Genomic DNA, 19,036 nt, shown 5'->3' on the forward strand with positions numbered 1-19,036 from the left:
ACCACTTAATTATCTACTGACATTTTCAAAAGATAATTAGACTAGTTTTTACTGACATTTTCAAAAGTTATTGACAGCTAAAAGTTAGTCTGCATCCATACTTTGTATGGCTTTCTCTTACTTTATCGTATGGAGTCTATGCCAGGGCTTATAAAACAAGGTATAAATCTAGTCATTTGCCTAAAGAGTTCGTGATCATATACAATTTGTATCCCCTCATCAGGCTGATTGAAATTGTTCATAATGACCTTGCCATATATTATTACTTCACCCTCGCCTTCTTTGATAAGATTTCCATTTTCAATTATGATAATCCCATTGAAGTGAATATCTCCTGAAATGATTAAATCCCCATCTTCGATATACATAATACCTTTCACGGTTCCTTCTGTAAGGCTACTGGATGATTCTTTCAATCTAACTATATCTCTGTTGAAACCATCATATTCCTTGAAAAGAACAAGTTTCCCATTCCAGAAGCTATATTTTGAAATATGGTCTCCTCTTATAAAATCGATATACCTATAACCAGAAGATTTCGCCCTGATTTCAACTTCATTTTCCAGATAGTTATGTGCAAGGAAATAATCACTGGTCACCTCTTCACCATTAAATTTATGTTTCATTTCGTTAAGAAACAAATTCACTTCCTCAGATTCCTCAAGAGACTTCCCCTGAATTGTAACCAGGCCATTGTCACAATGGTCAATAACTGGATCATAAACATGACCAGCGGCCACAATGGAGTCCTGGACTCCATTTCTTGTACCTTCAACATTTAATTTATACTTCATTCTGCCTTCATCACATTTTGTAAAATCTATAGTTCCTGTTGTATTTTGCATCCCATCGATTGATAAAGGAAAACTCACACTATCAGACTCTCTAAATGACAAATCAGACACAATTTCCATTACCAGGTTTTGCTTTTCCTCGCTGTCAATAAGCAGCTTTGCTACCATACCCTCCAGTGACAATTCTGCTTGAATATTATCACGCCTGTTCAATACAAGCATATTCTGAATAAAGACACTCTCCATTGCAAAGGCAACAGTAACCATGCACACTGTACTAACAATTAACACAAGCATTATAACATTTCCGTCTCTCTTCATATGTCCTCTCCGGTTAGTATTTTCCAAGATATTTTGTTTCCATAAATTTGTATTTTTTACTGCTGGCAGGGTCTTGTGTTTCAATATCAATAAAAAGCATCCTGTCTTCCGGACAGTAATTGCTATCTCCTATAGATATTACATTTTTAGCCAAGACATTATCCCCTCCATTGGAAGGTGCATTCTCTGGTCTGTAGCTATTATGACTGTATGTACTTCTGAAAACTACATCACCAGTGAGTCTGTAATAGATGTATTTGTATTTGAAATAATTGTCGTAGTCCTTTGTATCAGTATTTACACCGTTATTATGATTTATCAGTATAAACCCCAATGTATCACTCTGCTGAATTCCTCCAGGATAGTATTCCTCCATGCTGATAATTTCATCTGCAAGCATAACATCTTCTATTACATATTCTGTTGCATACCTTCCATTTAGCATAAAGTCATCAAACTTCTGAATTCGGTTTGCCGATTCCTCTGTTGATCTCATTATGGAAAAATATATCACAATGGATATTCCCAAAAATCCGATTGCCATTACAATTTCAATAATCGTATAGCCTTTCTTATTTGAGGATCCTGCTTGCAACAAGTTCAACATGAGAATCCTCCCCCTTTAGCATAACTGTATATGTCTGGATTCTGTCGCCATGTTCATCAAGTCTTACCAAGACCTGGGTGTTTTCAGGAGCATATGGACTTGGGTAATCCATAAACCCATCATCATAGGATAATGCTAGGAAAAATTCATTGTTCTCCTCTGAAGGAACCTTTAATGTCTCTGCTACTCTCTGGCAATTATCCAGAAGAACTGACCTGTTTTCGATGATTCTTATACTCTTTGCTGAAGTTGCAATAGAAGTATGAATAACAACTGCTAGAAGACCAAGAAGTCCCAGTCCAATAATGATATCAATAAGCAAAAAACCTGGTTTTTTCAACTTATTTTACCTCCCGAAGAGTAATTTCTGTTGTATTTACTCCAACAGCGATATGGTATGTCCTACCATCAGATTTTTTAAGTGTAACGGTATTTGAGTTTCCAACCCTACCTGTCCCGTTGAATCTAAACCCGGACGTCCCGGCATAAAATATCCTTAGACCTGACTTTAGCTTATGTACTTTTATTTTTTCGCTTTCACTATATTGAATGATATATTGATTTCCATCCACATAAAAGGATACGTCGATCAATCTGTTCTCAAGAATCGCCTTGTTTCTTGCTTGCCTTAAGTCCTTCTCAATCATCCTCAGTTCCTGTCTTTCATTAAGATTTCTAATAATAGCTGAATTGGGCAGTGTAATAGCGAGAAGCAAAGCAAAAAGGGCTACAACAACGATCAATTCGATCAGTGTGTAGCCCTTTTTGAAACTGTTCCTATCTATCAATAGCGCCATTGATTAAGAACATAAAGCATGAAAGCCACCTCTGCCCTGGTGATCTTGTTATTTATATTGTCTAGACCTGGTGACCTGTAGGCCTTTTCATACATCATCTGTGTAGCGATGGTATTCCATCTGAAACCATAGCTATTCATGACTCTTCCCATAATCAACTCCACTTCATAATATGATATTGGACTGTATGGTCTGAATGTACCGTCAGCATAGCCTATTACATATCCCTTGGAAAGTCCATAGCTGATAATCCTGTCATAGCTGGAAAATTGAGCGTAATCCTTAAAGTGGGTAGCATTGACAATGTAGTTTGGCAGGGTCCAGTTTTCGATTCTGCTCAGAAGAATCAGGAACTCTGCCCTTGTTATACTCTGTGAAGGTCTGAAAGTAGCATCCAAAAGTGTATTTCCAGGGTATCCCATAATGATATTTCTTCTTACCATTGTTTCAATCTCAGGATTAGCCCAGTGGTCCCTAACATCAGTAAGGATTCTTATGTTTTCATCCATAAATACTGCGTATACTCCCTCCCTGTTGGACATTGTGCTAGGAAGTACCTTAGCAGTAATTGCACCATCCTCCACCGTTGAAGGAATATAGTACCATTTTTCATTTACAAGCTTGTATATGCCAGCCTTGTATTTATCTCCGTAATATGGGAAAGCTATTGTTATCTTCTTTTCATCATCCAGAGTGTTAGCAGGATTATCCAGTCTTATTGAATAAATCTCTGAAGCCCTTACATAAGATCCAAATCTGAAATAGCCTGTATTCTGCTGGTTGATTGAGACGTATACCGGCATATAGAAAGTCCCAGGCTCAACACTAATTCCAACAGCATTGTCTACTGTAACAGTATCTCCCACTGCGGGTACAATAATCGATTCAAGGGAATCTATAGATCTTTGTTGATTTAATCTTCTGAACATCTGATTGTAGTTGATTTCATAAGCTTCCTTAAAGCCCTCGATAAATGCATCTTCATATTCATTAGTTCCTAAATCAAGTCTGTATCTGTCAATAATTTCAGAATCCCTTGGCAGATTTCTCTCATAGTTCATTGAGTTTTGTAACAAATAGTCTCTTTCAGCAAATGAATTACCTAAAGCTGCACCTGAAGCTTTTCCGTTATCAAGTCCCTGGCTCATACTTATTCGTGATGGTTCAAATAAAGCTCTTTCATAAGCATTTTCATAGCCTTCTTTAAAACCTGCTATAAATTCTATGATAAACTGATCTTCATAGGACTCATCCATTTTATCAAGATCAAACATACGGCTTATGGTTCTATCACTTGGTAGAGCGTCTTCCCAATCAAAATCATTGTCTTCGTAATAATCCGTTAATGCATAAGTCTCACCTAATCTTTTTCCTAATTCCTCAGCATAATCAACATCCGCTAAACCACCCATAGCAGCTTCATAACCCTTTATAAAGCCTTCTTCAAAGTCCGCATAAGCTTCACCGTTAAGTGTACTGATTTCATCATATGTTTCAGGGTCAGCATCTCTGATATAGTCTCTATAGTCTCTAAATGCACTTCTACCGCTTTCAAATGATGAATCAATCGAATAAAAACTTACTCCTTCGTCATACCCAAAATCATAATCAACCTGGGCTGCATATGCTACTCCTGAAAGAAGGAGAGTCAATACTAAAGTCAATACGATCGCAAACTTTATTCTGTTCATTTTATCTCTCCTCCTATCTCTTCACCAATACTAGTATCTTGCCAACAGGTAAAACATCTCCTGCACTTATATCATTGTTTCTCATTATCTCATTCTTGTATTCAAGTGTTCCATATATATCTCTTGATATTGTTGATACTGAATCACCAGGTTTAACCTCGTAGAAAATTTTGTCTGCTTCCTTGTCAGTGCCTTCATAGGAATAATCAACATGATGAGGATAGATTGCCTCCAACTTGTCAAATACAAGAACTCCGAAGTCATCTCTTCCCTTGGCCATTTCATAATATATATGTGTGATCTTTATTGGGTATTCTGCAACACTGCCAGGAAGACTTATTCTTGATCTTCCCCATCCAAGCCAAGAAATACCTTCGTTGACAGGAATAAACTGTTCATCTCCATCCTGGTTTAGAATTCTTACACCAACCGTGCCCGGTGCATATGAGAAGGAGAAGGTGTGTATGCTAAGGTCAGTCGGTGGATATTTAAGTTCAATATCCTGACTTGTTATATCAACCATTGCCCTGTTCTCTTCCTCTGTTCCAAGAATATTATATTCAAGTCTCAAGGCATACTTTCCATCAAGTGCAATCGTGGTAGGCTCAGCCTGTCCTCTTACCAGCTCATGACTTGGAATAAAGTCGTAGTTTCTCCATTCAAAGCTGTGGAGAATATCACCCTTTACAGTGGTTCCTCCATCCACTCCAGTACCTCCGCCGGAAGTACCTCCTCCAGTAGTCCCATCACCACTTGTGACACCACCATCTGTTCCACCTGATCCAGCCGTACCGCTAGTTCCACCGTTTGCTGTTGCTCCAACAAACCCGTCAAAGCTTGAGAACAGTGTACCCTGATCAGGATTCTCTGCTGTCTGAACATAAATTACATCCTCTTCTTCCATCTCAGCAAGACCCTCAAGGGAATAGACTTTAAGGCTCATGGAGCCTGATAGCTGGTTGTCCGCGCTTCTATCAAGGGAAAGACTATCCACCATCATTCTCCTTGGACTCAACTCAATCGCCCTTACCATTTCCTCTATTCCAGTGTAATCACCGGTGAAGGGAACGGATATTCCCATATTGAATACCTCCATCTCAGATACGTTTTCTGATGAAGGCCTTGAGAAGTTAAGGTCAGCTATTTCCACCTGATCCTCAGGTAAAAGGTCATTTAGCAGATAGATAATCTGAGCCTGGTCAAGAGTTGGGAAGTAGTAGGAAAGAATTTGGTTTCTTTCTCTGTGAAGCAGCTCCCATTCCTTTTTGATGTCGTCCTCTCTTCTTAATGTTGCATTCATTTCCGATATCTTGGTTTCAAGTTCATATTTTTCAACTTGCAATGCCTGTATTTTTTCATCCTGTGGTACCAGAATATACTGGTTCCCAAGATATGCAATTCCTACAATAGCAAGAAGCGTGAGAAGTATCTTTTCGCTTTTTGTAAGGGGTCTGGTTTTAATGCTACTGAATAGTGACTTCAACTTAGTTGACATCTACCAGCACCTCCTCCAATGTAAGATCAAGATTGAATCTATAGTAATTCTCAACTGCAGATATGTTGGACACAAATGATTTCGAGCTCATAGGAAGGTTTTGAAGCCCTTTTGCAAACTCGGCAATCGAATATCTATCTTCAGCAAAGCCTGCAATCCGGATTTCCCTTCCACTAACACTTAAATTAGTAAGGAATACTCCCTCTGGAAGTTTTGAATTTATATCATCTAGAAGACTTTCACCAATGATATCCCTGCCCTGGATATTCTTATCTAGAGCTCTGATTCTCTCAACCTCCTGACGGAATTGATCTGTTTCATCTTCAAATGCCTGAATCTCAGCAACTCTCTTTAGTGTCTGTGGGTCCTCGGCAACTTGTGTCAAGCTGTTTACCTCTTTTTGTAGAGCATTTATCTTAAGCTGATTCATTGCAGCCATTACTCCCAATCCAACGATAACAAGAAAAAGAATTCCATATAGGAAAAGCATCCTGTTGAAGGCGAATGATTTTTTATCTATAAAAGGATCAAAAAAGTTAAGATCTCTCATTTTTTCTTCACCTCTTTCAAACGGATAAGGCCACCAGTTGCATTTGCAAACTGACTCAAGTCACAATCTGCCTTTACTTTTTCCATTGTCTTTAGTCTAGTAACCTCCAGATCAAAGAATTCGTGGAACAGCTTGTCAATTCCATTTACTTTGGATAATCCACCATAAAGAATAACCAGATCTATTTCATTGCTGACTTCCCTTGTCTTGTAATATCTAAATATCATTTCAATCATATCGAGAATACCATAGAGATTATCCCTAAGTGTCTCAGAAAGGATAGCTTCATCATCAAGACCGATATTCTTCTGAGATATATCACTGATCCCATCCATATATTCCAGAATCTGCTGATCCGAAATATGAGGAAGCTTTCTTCTGATTTCTTCAAGAACAAATTCCGTGCCTCTTTCAACCACCCTTGCAACCTTTATAACTCCATCTTCCACTATGGATACGCTGGTTTGTCCGGATCCAATATCAACACAAGCTATATTTTGCAAACCATTGTAAGCGCCGTTTATCTCTCCGCCGTGTTCTATAAGCTTTGCAATGGCATTTCCGTGATAATCCATCACGGCAGGTTTCAGGTTAACATTCCTAAGAAGAGTCAAATGAGCCTGGATTGTCGTTCTTGGTATACCAATAAGAAGAAGAACCAGTTTCTCCACGCCCTCATCCATACGACTTCCAAGTTCAAGATATTTTACAATGTAGTCTTCAGGATTAATAGGTATGTAATCCTCGAGCTGGTAATTTATAATTGCCTCGATTTCCTCTTTTGTTGCCTTGGGAAGACTGATTTCTCGCATTACAACAGAAGATGCATTGAATACACCGTGGGTTTCGAGCTGCGCAACCTTGTTTTCAGACAAACCGCTCCGTAAAAGATAAGTCATCTGATCAAGGTCGGTAATTTCGCCGTCAACATAGAGCCCTTTTGGCAACTCCACACTGAAGCACTTATCCACCACAATTCCTTTGCTGGTATGCTTTCCCTCTACACCTTTTATGCTGTCAGAACCAAAGTCCAGACTAAGGATTTTATTGCTGCCAAAGACACCCATAAGCTTCTCTCCTCTCATGTTCACTTAAATATATAATAAACTAAAATGGAATAATTTACTAGATTAAAATGTTGAAATACCAACTTAAAAGCTCTTCTCCTAAAAAAAGTACCATGAAAAACCCAAGAATGATAAATGGACCAAAGGGTATTGGATCCTTTCTGGACTTAATTTTCGTGGCAAGTAGAAATATTGATATGACAGCACCTAGGATAAATGCAAGGAAGATATTAAGAAATATCAGTCTTACACCCAGAATAAATCCAAGAGCTGCAATAAGTGTGACATCTCCTCCACCCATTCCTCCTCCTGAGAAGAAGACAATCAGAAGAAATATTCCTCCTGCAATAAAGAGTCCTAACAGACTGTCCATCAATGGAAATGGTACTCCATCATAAAAATGCAGCAATGTCTTCTGGAGAATTGAAAGAACAAGAACTGTAATAACCAGTGAATCTGGTATAATCTGGTCCTTAAGATCAATAAAGGCAATTGCAATTAGAATCGATGAAATAAAAGCGAAAAACACAAAATCCAGTTTTGAATTATAGTAGAAAGATAGGAATAAAAGAACGTATATAATTGCATTTGAAGCTTCAACAACTGGATACTGAATACTGATCTTTTCACCACAATAACGGCATTTTCCTTTTAAAAATAGGTAGGAAAACAAAGGAATATTATCATACCATTTAAGATCATGCTCACATGATGTGCAGTGTGATCCAGGCCAAGCAATATTCTCATCCCTTGGTATTCTATATATCAGCACATTTAAAAATGAACCAATTAATAATCCATATATAAATATCAGTAAAACCATATATGACCTCACATATCTCTCAAGAATTTTATATACAAGCAATCATAGTGATATTATACATTAGAATAAGAGAATTGTCACATTATTTAGTAATTTTATATTAGTTTTGGCAACTAAATTGTCAATAATTGTTTATCCTCAATCACTATATGTTTAATCAATTAAAATAAGGATTGCCTACGATAGAAAACGTATACAATCCTTATTATTATAATTTTGGAATACCAAGTAAGACTCTTTAACATTATCACAGATAACTTACAATCAAAAATCTATAGTAAACCATTAAAGAGAAATATCCAAGGAATGGAACCCAAGACAGTTTTGTAATCAGATCACCTATTTTATCCTTATGCTGCCACAGTGCCAATAATACCAATGGAACCAATATTAACTTGACCATAGGAAATTCATAGGTTCCTATCATAGTTGCCATTAGTGGATTAGCCTCATAAAATCCATTGTCCAAGAACTCCAATGTAAGTATATAATCCACCTTATTGAACACACCAATACCGACCAAGTGCCAAAACAATAATCGTTTTTTACTATCAGACATAAAGATCACTCCAATAAAATAACCAGCCATTTAAGCCGGTTACGCCACTGGATCACAACAGTATAGGCGTCCATCTATAACTGTTGTTCATATCCTCTTTAAAATATTTGTCATATATAAGATACCACCAAATATATCCTCTTAAACCCTTCAAGGTGTTAAACATCATTAAGTGTTGGTCTGATCCTATTCTATAATTATTAGCTTATTATTTGATGCCACAAAATAGTTTTTAAACTAAAAATTTCACTTGGGAACGAAAAAGATCCTTGTTATGATCTCTCAACAATGCCTTTGGATATACCTGTTATTCTGGATATTTGTCTTATACTGATACCTTTTGTCATTTTCAATTCCTTTATAAAGCTATTTCTTCTGTTTTTCTCTAACTTCTGCAATTCACTAATATTCCTAATGCCCATATCATTTAGCTTTATTAATACTTCAGTGTCAGTTAAGCTAATATTATCTTCAAATGCTGGAAAACTATCCTCATTGTTTTGAGTCATATATTCAATAAACAGGTCTACAGCTCTGTCCATGTCGGGAGAGAATAAACTTAAGCAAAATTCTGTGTCAACTATTATTGGTTTTTGTATGTATTCTCTATAGCTTGTCCATTTATACTCCAATAGGTCCTTACAAAGTCTAGCCTTTATAGGATTTTGATGAATGTATCTCAAAATCATCAGAAAATAATTATCTGTTTCAACAGGTTGACTCTTAAATCTCTCTTGGAACAAATGCCCGCATCTTTCATACTTCTTGTTGTACCACAATACATAACTTGAACAAATTCTCTTTATTGCATTGGAAATATCATCTTCTAATTCTTGAATAAGAAGATGTACATGATTATCCATCAAACAGTAGCCATATAAAACAAACTTATTTGTATCTACAAAGCGCTTCATTGTAGATAATAACTGAAATCTGTCATCATCAGATTCAAAAATTATCTGTTTATTTATTCCTCTTAACATAACATGATAAAGCCCACTTTCACTTCTTCTACGCGGCCTTCTAGCCATATTATCTCCTCCATCTGATTGTTATATTATTCCATTATATCACTATGTGATTTATTGGACAAACAAAACAGAACGAGTTCTACACACGTGTCCATAATAGTCTCAAAACTTGTATTTTGTAAAAAAAAGCTGCAGCCAAGAATTTTCTCTTGGCTGCAGCTTCTAAATATTCATTTCATTTCGAGACAGTATTCCTGTCCCCTTGTCTTGTCCCTGGTCCTTTTCAATACGGACAGCGGGCTGGGGCTTCGTGTAAAAAAACGCAGATTCAAACGAGGGAATAGGAAAGGAGCTGAAATACATGGTGAAAATTCCAAGAAGCATTAAAGCCGGTCTTGATATAGAGCACTTTGACATCATCCGCGTGATGAGTTTAGGACACTTCTACCCAGTCATCGTAATGAGGGATAAGCGTTCTGAAGCGAGAGACCTCTGGTGCCTTCAGTAGAGAGGCAGTGGCTATTATTTCAAAACCCTAAGGGACATGACCAGCTACTGCACCGAGCGAAAATGGCAAAACCCACTTAGCAGTTAATACCATTTACATCAGGCGAGATGATGATGGACACACATTAATAACCAAATCTGGACGTTCTAGATAACTGTAATGGCAAAACGGATAGACCTGTGGACCCTACATCCCATCTATCCGTTTTTCTTTTTAGACTTTGAACTTATCCAGACTCATTACTCCACACGCTTAAAGGCCGCGTTCCCTGAAAGGTTTCCTAGATAGTAGCGTCTGAAAGCCCTGTGTTCATCCCCTATGAATCCAAGTCTTAAGAGAAAGCACCTGAAGTCATACTTCTCGTTTTCGCTTATCACCGCTTTGGCCGTTACCCGCTTTTGATTGATGGCCATGTGGCAGAGTGCTTCGATGAATTTTTCGTGGTGCTCCACTTCATCCGCATCACCCTTAAGAGGAAACCATGGAAAGCCAATGGTCTCCTCTGAGGTATTAATGGGTAGCTTATCAGTGCCGATGGCCTTTTTAATAAGATCACCTTTGGCATTGATTAGCCTCTTCAGGTTCTCAATCCCCTTTTCAGTAAACATTTCTCTGGGCATTTGAATCTCTAGAAGACCCACCTTATTAGTGCTAGTAGCTGCTGAATCTGTGATTGTCACTGCATCTCCTTCAACTCTTATATCAGCTTGCTCAAGACCTCCCTCTGGTACAAATCCCCTTAAGCTAAGAGCTATAGCCATATTCTGAAACACTTCTACGAATGTACCCTCGTTGGTGACCGTTCCAGCCCTGTCCACCATAACCCTACCTATACGATAGGCGAATGTCGGTACGCCCATGTACTCTGATTTGAAACCGATAATTTCTTCTAGAGCCTTAACAAGCTGCTTTCGTCTGTCACCTTTGATATTGTAATTGAATTCCATCTGACACCATCCTTTCCTAATGGGGTTTATTCATGTAGATCGCAAATATGGTAATCGCCAATACTCTTTACCTTATCGCCAATTTAGTTATTGGCCGTCTCAGCTAATCTTCCTCCATCTCATCATCAGGCTCAATCCCAATATACCGGGGATACTCGAAGCCCTCTGATGAAATCAACAGCTTTTCACCTGTGTCCACATTCCTGACCCTAATGCACCTGTACTCGCCCTTATCGTTGTAGCCGCCATCGGTTTTAAGTATCCAGGGCTGGTCCTTCAGAAAGTCTTCACCGAACTCCCTGAAAGCTTCGTCTGTCATTTCAACCTCTCGAATAACCGTATAGACCGTTCCCTTCATGCCTGACTTCCTAGAGTACTCTGTGGCTTCTCTCAAGTCCACGATGTTCTCGATTTTTCTTCCAAATAATGCCCGCATCATGCACCTCCTTAAAATTTCCCTATTACATTAATCACTCAAATAGAGTATTTTAGCAAGTTATTTATACATTTTTTTGACCTTATTTTGCATTATAATTATGCAATTTTAGAACCATTTGGACGAAACAAAAATAGCCACAGGGCTTTATAGTGCACTGTTTTCAGCACATTACAGCCTTGTGGCTATTATCAAAACGCTCTTGGGGTATCCCCCCCTGTGTAATTTCGCGATTTTTCACACGTGACCCTGACGCGGTCACCATTTACAAGGGTTGTAGGGATTTGACCTCCCCTAGGCTAATATTGGTGGCTCAAATTTGAGCGGTCAATAACTGAGAGGTTATACTCAGGTTTGAGTAAAATCATAATCGCTTTCTTACATGATCATAATTTGTCTCCATGCCTATTCTTATATAAAATTCATCAACAAACATAATAGCATTTTTTAATGCCCATACAGCACAACCATATCCCATACATTTATTTGGAAAAAATGGATTCCCTGTACTCCTGAAGAAAATAGAAAGCTCAAATTTACCTTCAAGTTTACTTGTCAACCTATGTTGATTATCATTCTCTGACATATATGGAGAATGAATAGAATTCCATTCAGGTTTGAAGTGCATAAGTGTATTCCTAAGTTCAATCAATAATGAAACATTTTCAAATAGTTCAGAAGTTTCATCAAACTCTTCTTTATCCAATAACTCTAGCGTCTTTTGATATTTTTTGAGAGTTGACCATTTCTCCAAACTACCTCTATCTTCTTTGTCCCAAAGATCCTTAATGGCTTTTTTATTGTCTTTTGGAAGGGTTTTAACTCTATCATCATTTTGGGATATATCAGAGAGCAACTCATTAATACTTGCTTCAATAAATGCAATTGTAGAAAAGATTGCTCCGGTAACAAACGCCAAATTCCTTGAGCTTAACTCAGATTTTTCAACGCCTTCCAACTCTGAAAAATCACTAAATTCAATCTTTCGGGATTCCTCAAGGAGCAAATAACTAGATTTCAAATGCTGTATTGAATAATATGTCTTCATCGCTAATCTGCACATAATTTCCACACTCCCATCACTTAAATTACTCCTCCAGAAACGGATACTCATCTTTCAGCTCGATCAACTGATTTACATGGTCTTAAACCTTTTCATGATCAACTGTTTGGCTGTATAGATTTGCATGAGTTAAGTGGATGATGACAAGAGAATCAACAACAGGTTCTCTCTCATTCCCTGGTGCACGTTTAATCGCAAATGGCGCTCTTTCCAAGGTGTACAATAAAGTTTCTTCCGCTTGATCGTTCTTGCTACTCTCAATGTACAAGTTGCCCAAATCAATAAAACTATTTAATACATCACCATAAGACAGTGTTCCTGTCCCTCTGTCATGTCAACTCTAATCAGTTCTATTGTCAATTCTGCAGGAGCGGCTGTAATATACTCGGTATGATCTATTACAGTTTTGGATGCAATATCTAAAACCTATGGTGGACAACAACGTTTCTCTTTAACCTAAAATAGCCTATTAAAGGAAATTGTTCTTCAACACTCCTATACCAATTATTAGAATTTTCACCTAGCTTTTTCCCATAGTAGTCTGTTATGCTCTTTGAGCTAGCCAAAAAAGCATTCAGATTATAAATCATCTCTTCTGGAGAATGTTCCAATTTTTCTACACGATTCTTTTTATTTCCATTTTATACATCTCACCTCTTCACCTACTTAAAATACTTGTCTAAAAACGGATACTCTTCCTTCAGTTCAATCAACTGATTCACCTGGTCTTGAACCTTTTCTTGATCACCAGCTTGGGTGTAAAGGTTTGCTAGGGTTAGGTGGATGATGGCAACAGAATCAACGACAGATTCCCGCTCATTCTCTGGTGCACGTTTAATTGCAAATGGTGCTCTTTCTAAAGCCGATAACAGAGTTTCTTCCGCCAGCCCATTCTTGCCATTTTCAATATACAAGTTACTCAGATCAATGAAGCTATTTAATACATAAGCACTGTATTTTGTAGCAATTAAAAGGTGTTTTTCAGCATTATCATAATCACCAGTTTGCTTGTAGAGTCTAGCCATTTTCGAATGAGTTCCTGCATCGTATGGCCCATTGCCAATAGCTTTTTCCATCACTACAAATGATGCTTTCAAGTCCTCTTCATTTTTTGCACTCAGGTATCGGTTGAATAACAATTCACTCTCATATGATTGTCCAAATGGACTAATAGGATAAATATCATTCACTTTTTGAGTCAACTCTAGGGCAGCCTCTAAAGAGTCCGTCTGTTCTAAATCGAGTGCTTTCATGTATAGCTTTGTAGATCCCAATTGCCAACCTGTAACCAATATAATAAACACAAGTCCTATTAGACTTACAGTCTTATTCAATTTTAGAGGTGCTTTAGCATCTTCTCTTGTGGTAACCCCTAAAAAGAAAAAGAAGAGCATTGTAACCGCTGGAAAATTCCAAGAAAAATCCACGCCGATATGGAGTAAAAAAGCAACAAGTCCAGCAACCATTCCCCAAAAAAAAATAGGCTTTTCACTTTGTTTTGCATTATGGATGACATCTTTAAATGAAGTCCATAGGAATAACAAAAATAATCCTACACCAACTGCACCAATTTCTGCTGCCATTTGTAAATAATGATTGTGGGTAAACCTTGAATACCATTCGTTCATTCCATACTCAATATAATATGCAGAAAAGAAAGTCCCATTACCATACCCTAAAACAGGCTTATTCTTAAACAGATCAAAAGCAACTCGCCAAAATTCCAATCTCCCCTTTAAAGAAGAAGTTACAAAAGAACTACTTCGTGTAATGCTTTCCAAAAACGACTTGTCTACAAACACATTTTCTCTGATATACACTGAAGCATATAAAGCAATTTGGGAAAACACAAAAGCAGAAACAAATATAATTGCAAATCTAATAATTGAACTTTTTAATTCTGATTTATCAATACCAAAGAAAGGTATAATCAAAGCTACCGCCAGTGCACCCATAGATGCTCTTGAACCAGATAAAAATACAGCACTTAGGAATATAATAGAAAATATCATATATCCTTTGGATTTGCTTCTTAATGACAAAGCAAGACTCATCAGAAAAATCATAACCATATATATACCAAATGGATTAGGATTAGTAAAGGTCGCATGAATCCTACTGCCACTTACAAAGAGGTATTCAAGGATACCAAGTAAAGCGATACCTCCTGTTACCAGTAACAAAACTTTAATCAACTTGCCTAAACCTTCTTGCGAAAGTTTTTTAGTAAGGAGATAGATCAGTAAGAAGCTAATCAGTTGTATTCCTTCAATAACAGTTCTAATTGGTGAAATAGACCAAATCAAACTTACAAAAGACCACAGGATAAACAAAGAAAATACAAACGCAATACCATTTAGTTCTATTGCCTCTTTATAAAGTATTGTGGTTATTCCCATAATAAAAGCCATGAGAAATAAACCATAATATACCACATCATGGTCAAACCCTGCACTAAAGAGCGCCGTCATTGATAAAACTATTATTAATACGAGCCATATGTAAGATGATTTCTGCGTCTGATTTTCGATCATACTTCCCCCATTTTCAAATTCTCTTTATGTGTCTAACACGACTAAGAGCTTTGTTCCTTAATTAAGTTGATGTACGTATTACCAACCCTGCTTTGGACGCTAGGTGTTTTATTTTATTGTACTTATCAGGATCAAATCTTGGAGAAAAATTTGTTCTGATACTCGAAAGCCCAGGATTCAATTGATGAACGATTCCACTACTCATAAAATTACTCATAATACCCCGGCCTTGATATTCTTCCAAAACTAAAACATGTAAATCACTTTTCCCCATTGGAAATACGATACCAACAGGAGTATTTTCTTCAAGCAAGATAATTACGTTTTGATACCCAAAACATCCATTCGGTAAAGGTTTGCCATTAATCTTTAAATTCAAACCATGTAGTGTTAAGTCCCCATTTCTCAAGTATTCAAATCTACAGGTCCTAGAATCTTCAATAACATCGAGGATAATTCCAACACCACCAATTGGTGTGCCAACAGAGATATCGGTATTCCGGCAAATTAGTTCTAGTTCTTCATTAGTCATGCCTGTATGCTCCTTTTTAGCCTTTCAGGTTAAATATCAACTTTCCTCTTGGAGCTTTCTCTGATACTGCAAGGTACTATATATTACAGATTCTTAGAAAATTTAATTTCAAACTTTACACCTAGTTCACTTGAACTTACACACACAGATGTGACAAATCCCCTATATTTCTAAGAAAAAAGGCGCCATATAGACGCCTAATATCATAATTATTCTATTCTAGTTTGAATTAATCAGTAGGCTCAGTTAATGCACCAGATTCCGTGTATTTCGCACCTGTTGCCCAAGTTACTTCATATTCTTCAGTACTTGAGTCATATGTTAACGTAAACCCGCCTTTAGCACCAGACTTTGAATTTGTTGGAATTGTCATTAGAGTCCCTACAGCTGTTGCATCAGCTTGACCAGTTACGTTATTCTGTGCATCATAAATTCTGGCAGAATTTATGATTGACTCAGCTGTTGCAGCATCAGCTTTAATTGCTGCATCATCTTGTATACCCGCAAATCTCGGAATCGCTATCGCAGCCAAAATCCCCAAAATAGCAATAACAACAATCAGTTCAATAAGGGTGAAACCTTTCCTCTTCTTGTTCATTTTCTTGTTAAACCATTGAATCATTTTAATTCCTCCTTGTTTTTTTGTTTTTTTCCCCACACTTGCAATGCTTTAAATATATATAAAGTTTATTAAAGCCATCTTTAAATACAGTTAATAATTAAGATCTAAGAATTAAAAGTTGTAGGGTCATTCTCAATGGTCGAGATTTCTCGACTACGCTCGAAATGACACCTTGTCTTTCTTTGGGGCTAGATTCTTCGCTGTAGCTCAGATACCCTATCAAAGAAATATATCAAAATTAAAATTTTGGATATTTCAATTGCCGGGCACTTATGACAACATTTTCGCAATATATCCACAATATGCTGATTAAACTATTTTTTTAATCTTTTCATTATTCTTTGTTCGTTGTTCATTATTCATTGTTCGTTATCATATCGTCTGCATCATATCAAACATCGGCAGATACATTGCGATAACAATAAAACCAATAATTACCGCCATACCAACAATCATAATCGGTTCAAGCAGTGTTGTCAACTTTGTTAGAGCAACTTCTACCTCTTCATCGTAAAAATCTGCTGTCTTCAATAGAATATCATCAAGTGATCCTGATTCCTCTCCGATTTTTATCATTGAGTCTACCATTGGTGGAAAAACTCCTACATCCTTTACTGATCTGGATAACGGTACTCCTTTTCTGATCTGTTCGATGCTGTTCATAAGCCTTTCCTCTATTACCTTGTTGTTTACAACTCTGGAAACAACCTCCATTGACTTGATCAAAGGTATACCTGAATCCATTAGGGTTGAAAGTGTCCTTGTAAACCTTGAGGTTATAACCTTTGCTGTGGTTCCCTTTACTACGGGCATCTTCAGTTTAAGGCTATCAAAGTTTGTCCTTCCATCTTCGGTCCTGATATAGGCTGCTGTTCCAAAAGAAATTAGTCCAATAGCTGCAAAATAGAGGTACCAGTAATTCTGTAGTGAATCTGATATTGCCAAGAGAAATTTTGTAGGCCCAGGCAATGGAACTCCACTTCCTTCAAACATTCCTGTGAAGGTCGGCATTACAAATACCAGCATAAATATTACAACTGCTATACTTACAAACATAAGTGCTGCCGGATAGATCATGGCACTTTTTATCTTGTTCTCAATCTTGTTTTCCTTTTCAAAGTGAACGGCCATTCTTTCAAGTATCGCATCCAGATTACCACTGACCTCTCCTGCTTCAACCATTGAAACAAGAATTGACGGGAATATTCTGGGGTGCTTGTCCATCCCCTCTGAAAGAGTGAGTCCCTTCTGAACATCCTCTGTTACTGTGCCAAGTGTCTTTTTCAAGGTCTTATTTTCTGTCTGTAACTCCATGATGTCAAGACATTTTACAATTCCCAGTCCTGCATCAATCATTGTGTAGAACTGCCGGCTAAATATTGCTAGGTCCTTTTTCTTGACCTTTGCGGAGAACATCTCAAACTGAGCTTCCGCTCCAACGTCCCTTTCCACATTAAGTGGCAGGTAACTGTTGCCCTTTATCATAGCGACAACTTCCGACTCTGAATTTGCCTCGAATACTCCTTCTATTGCCTGACCACCTTTGGTCATGGCTTTGTATTTGTACTTCATTGGCCTCACCTACACAATGTATTTTTTCATTTCCTCTTGGTCAATTGCTCTGTTCATTGCAATATCCTTACGAATCAATCCTTTGTTGTAAAGGCCGATCAGGGATGAGTCCATTGTCTGCATCCTGTATTTTCCACCAGTCTGTATCACTGTATCAACCTGGTGTATCTTGTCCTCTCTGATCAGGTTCCTTATTGCCGGTGTTGCAATCATCACCTCATGTGCTGCTACCCTTCCCTTGCCATCTGCTCTTGGTAGAAGCTGCTGTGAAATTACTGCCTGGATAACTGATGAAAGCTGTACCCTTACCTGCTGTTGCTGATGTGGTGGGAATACGTCTATTATCCTGTCTATTGTCTTTGCCGCTCCCAATGTATGTAGTGTTGAAAGAACGAGGTGACCTGTCTCTGCTGCCGTGATGGCAATTGAAATTGTATCAAGATCTCTCATCTCTCCTACAAGTATAACGTCAGGGTCCTGTCTAAGGGCTCCTCTAAGTGCATTTCCAAAGCTTTGTGAATCTGAGCCGATTTCCCTTTGGTTGACTATTGACTTCTGGTGTCTGTGCAGGTACTCGATTGGGTCCTCAAGGGTCAATATATGCTCGTTTCGTTCCTTGTTTATCAGGTCAATCATTGTGGCAAGGGTTGTTGACTTACCGCTACCCGTTGGACCTGTTACAAGGATCAGTCCCCTTGGCAGTCTTGCAAGATCTGCCAGTACTGCCGGAAGTCCAAGCTGTTGCATCGTCGGAATCTCAAGCGGAATGATCCTAAGAGCCATTCCGAAGCTTCCACGCTGTGTATAGGCATTTACCCTAAATCTTCCTCTTCCTGCGCTGGAATAGGAGAAATCAACCTCTCCTTTTTCCTGTAGTACCTTGAACAGTGGGACATCCATTGTTTCCTTGATCAACCTTTCAGTATCAACAGGTGTAAGCTTCTGATCCCCAAAGGATACAAGCTCTCCATTAATCCTCAAAGTCGGTGGTATGCCGGCTGTTATGTGAATGTCTGAAGCACCCCTATTGGTTCCCTCATTGACAATTTCTGATATATGCATCCACTAACCGTCGAGTAGACTCTGTCTCGACTCCCTCCTTTCAAAGGAAATTCTTTGTATGTGGAGGGTTGAGTCTCAAGAACCC

General features: G+C 37.9%; 19 protein-coding genes and 1 riboswitch. All 19 genes read right to left on the reverse strand.

The genetic code is table 11. The features are described from left to right. Window positions 1-122: 122 nt before the first annotated feature. Entirely contained in the window at window positions 123-1,115 is a 993-nt protein-coding gene (locus ACOEN1_RS12180; RefSeq protein ID WP_422487177.1) for a hypothetical protein, read from the reverse strand. A 13-nt stretch (window positions 1,116-1,128) separates the two neighbouring features. Beyond that, window positions 1,129-1,722 (reverse strand): hypothetical protein, encoded by a 594-nt coding sequence (locus tag ACOEN1_RS12185; RefSeq protein ID WP_422487178.1) that lies wholly within the window; start codon window positions 1,720-1,722, stop codon window positions 1,129-1,131. Beyond that, complete coding sequence (locus tag ACOEN1_RS12190) at window positions 1,688-2,062, reverse strand: hypothetical protein (protein WP_422487179.1); 375 nt, start codon at window positions 2,060-2,062, stop codon at window positions 1,688-1,690. Before ACOEN1_RS12190 ends, ACOEN1_RS12185 begins: the two co-directional genes overlap by 35 nt. 1 nt (window position 2,063) lies before the next feature. Beyond that, window positions 2,064-2,519, reverse strand: coding sequence for a GspH/FimT family pseudopilin (locus ACOEN1_RS12195; RefSeq protein WP_422487180.1), 456 nt, complete (start codon window positions 2,517-2,519; stop codon window positions 2,064-2,066). Next, on the reverse strand, window positions 2,507-4,210 hold the full coding sequence (locus ACOEN1_RS12200; RefSeq protein ID WP_422487181.1) for an S-layer homology domain-containing protein: 1,704 nt from the start codon (window positions 4,208-4,210) through the stop codon (window positions 2,507-2,509). Before ACOEN1_RS12200 ends, ACOEN1_RS12195 begins: the two co-directional genes overlap by 13 nt. 13 nt (window positions 4,211-4,223) lie before the next feature. Then, complete coding sequence (locus tag ACOEN1_RS12205) at window positions 4,224-5,705, reverse strand: LysM peptidoglycan-binding domain-containing protein (protein WP_422487182.1); 1,482 nt, start codon at window positions 5,703-5,705, stop codon at window positions 4,224-4,226. Beyond that, window positions 5,695-6,255, reverse strand: coding sequence for a PilN domain-containing protein (locus ACOEN1_RS12210; protein WP_422487183.1), 561 nt, complete (start codon window positions 6,253-6,255; stop codon window positions 5,695-5,697). The genes ACOEN1_RS12205 and ACOEN1_RS12210 overlap by 11 nt, the downstream gene beginning before the upstream one ends. After that, window positions 6,252-7,322, reverse strand: coding sequence for a pilus assembly protein PilM (gene pilM / locus ACOEN1_RS12215; RefSeq protein ID WP_422487184.1), 1,071 nt, complete (start codon window positions 7,320-7,322; stop codon window positions 6,252-6,254). The genes ACOEN1_RS12210 and pilM overlap by 4 nt, the downstream gene beginning before the upstream one ends. Before the next feature lie 58 nt (window positions 7,323-7,380). Further along, the gene (locus ACOEN1_RS12220) at window positions 7,381-8,145 is read right to left on the reverse strand and encodes a prepilin peptidase (protein WP_422487185.1); all 765 of its coding nucleotides are present in this window, start codon (window positions 8,143-8,145) and stop codon (window positions 7,381-7,383) included. 247 nt (window positions 8,146-8,392) lie between these two features. Beyond that, entirely contained in the window at window positions 8,393-8,704 is a 312-nt protein-coding gene (locus ACOEN1_RS12225) for a DUF5658 family protein (protein ID WP_422487186.1), read from the reverse strand. Window positions 8,705-8,728: 24 nt separating this feature from the next. After that, a riboswitch (cyclic di-GMP riboswitch) is annotated at window positions 8,729-8,811 on the reverse strand. Between the two features lie 165 nt (window positions 8,812-8,976). After that, window positions 8,977-9,735 (reverse strand): transposase, encoded by a 759-nt coding sequence (locus ACOEN1_RS12230; RefSeq protein WP_422487187.1) that lies wholly within the window; start codon window positions 9,733-9,735, stop codon window positions 8,977-8,979. Between the two features lie 687 nt (window positions 9,736-10,422). Next, on the reverse strand, window positions 10,423-11,130 hold the full coding sequence (locus ACOEN1_RS12235) for a virulence protein (protein WP_422487188.1): 708 nt from the start codon (window positions 11,128-11,130) through the stop codon (window positions 10,423-10,425). Between the two features lie 103 nt (window positions 11,131-11,233). Beyond that, window positions 11,234-11,566 (reverse strand): hypothetical protein, encoded by a 333-nt coding sequence (locus ACOEN1_RS12240; protein WP_422487189.1) that lies wholly within the window; start codon window positions 11,564-11,566, stop codon window positions 11,234-11,236. A 364-nt stretch (window positions 11,567-11,930) separates the two neighbouring features. Next, complete coding sequence (locus tag ACOEN1_RS12245) at window positions 11,931-12,680, reverse strand: hypothetical protein (RefSeq protein WP_422487190.1); 750 nt, start codon at window positions 12,678-12,680, stop codon at window positions 11,931-11,933. 611 nt (window positions 12,681-13,291) lie between these two features. Then, window positions 13,292-15,163, reverse strand: a complete 1,872-nt coding sequence (locus tag ACOEN1_RS12250) for an O-antigen ligase family protein (protein WP_422487191.1) — start codon at window positions 15,161-15,163, stop codon at window positions 13,292-13,294. A gap of 61 nt (window positions 15,164-15,224) precedes the next feature. Further along, the gene (locus tag ACOEN1_RS12255) at window positions 15,225-15,695 is read right to left on the reverse strand and encodes a hypothetical protein (RefSeq protein ID WP_422487192.1); all 471 of its coding nucleotides are present in this window, start codon (window positions 15,693-15,695) and stop codon (window positions 15,225-15,227) included. A gap of 229 nt (window positions 15,696-15,924) precedes the next feature. Continuing rightward, window positions 15,925-16,317, reverse strand: coding sequence for a pilin (locus ACOEN1_RS12260; RefSeq protein WP_422487193.1), 393 nt, complete (start codon window positions 16,315-16,317; stop codon window positions 15,925-15,927). A gap of 372 nt (window positions 16,318-16,689) precedes the next feature. Beyond that, window positions 16,690-17,889 carry a type II secretion system F family protein gene (locus ACOEN1_RS12265; protein ID WP_422487194.1) on the reverse strand — a complete coding sequence of 400 codons (1,200 nt, stop codon included), beginning with the start codon at window positions 17,887-17,889 and terminating at the stop codon, window positions 16,690-16,692. Window positions 17,890-17,898: 9 nt separating this feature from the next. Continuing rightward, the gene (locus ACOEN1_RS12270; protein ID WP_422487195.1) at window positions 17,899-18,951 is read right to left on the reverse strand and encodes a type IV pilus twitching motility protein PilT; all 1,053 of its coding nucleotides are present in this window, start codon (window positions 18,949-18,951) and stop codon (window positions 17,899-17,901) included. Window positions 18,952-19,036: the final 85 nt, after the last annotated feature.

It is taken from the genome of Gudongella sp. DL1XJH-153, assembly GCF_049310905.1.
In the GTDB taxonomy this organism is placed as follows: Bacteria; Bacillota; Clostridia; order Tissierellales; family Tissierellaceae; genus Gudongella.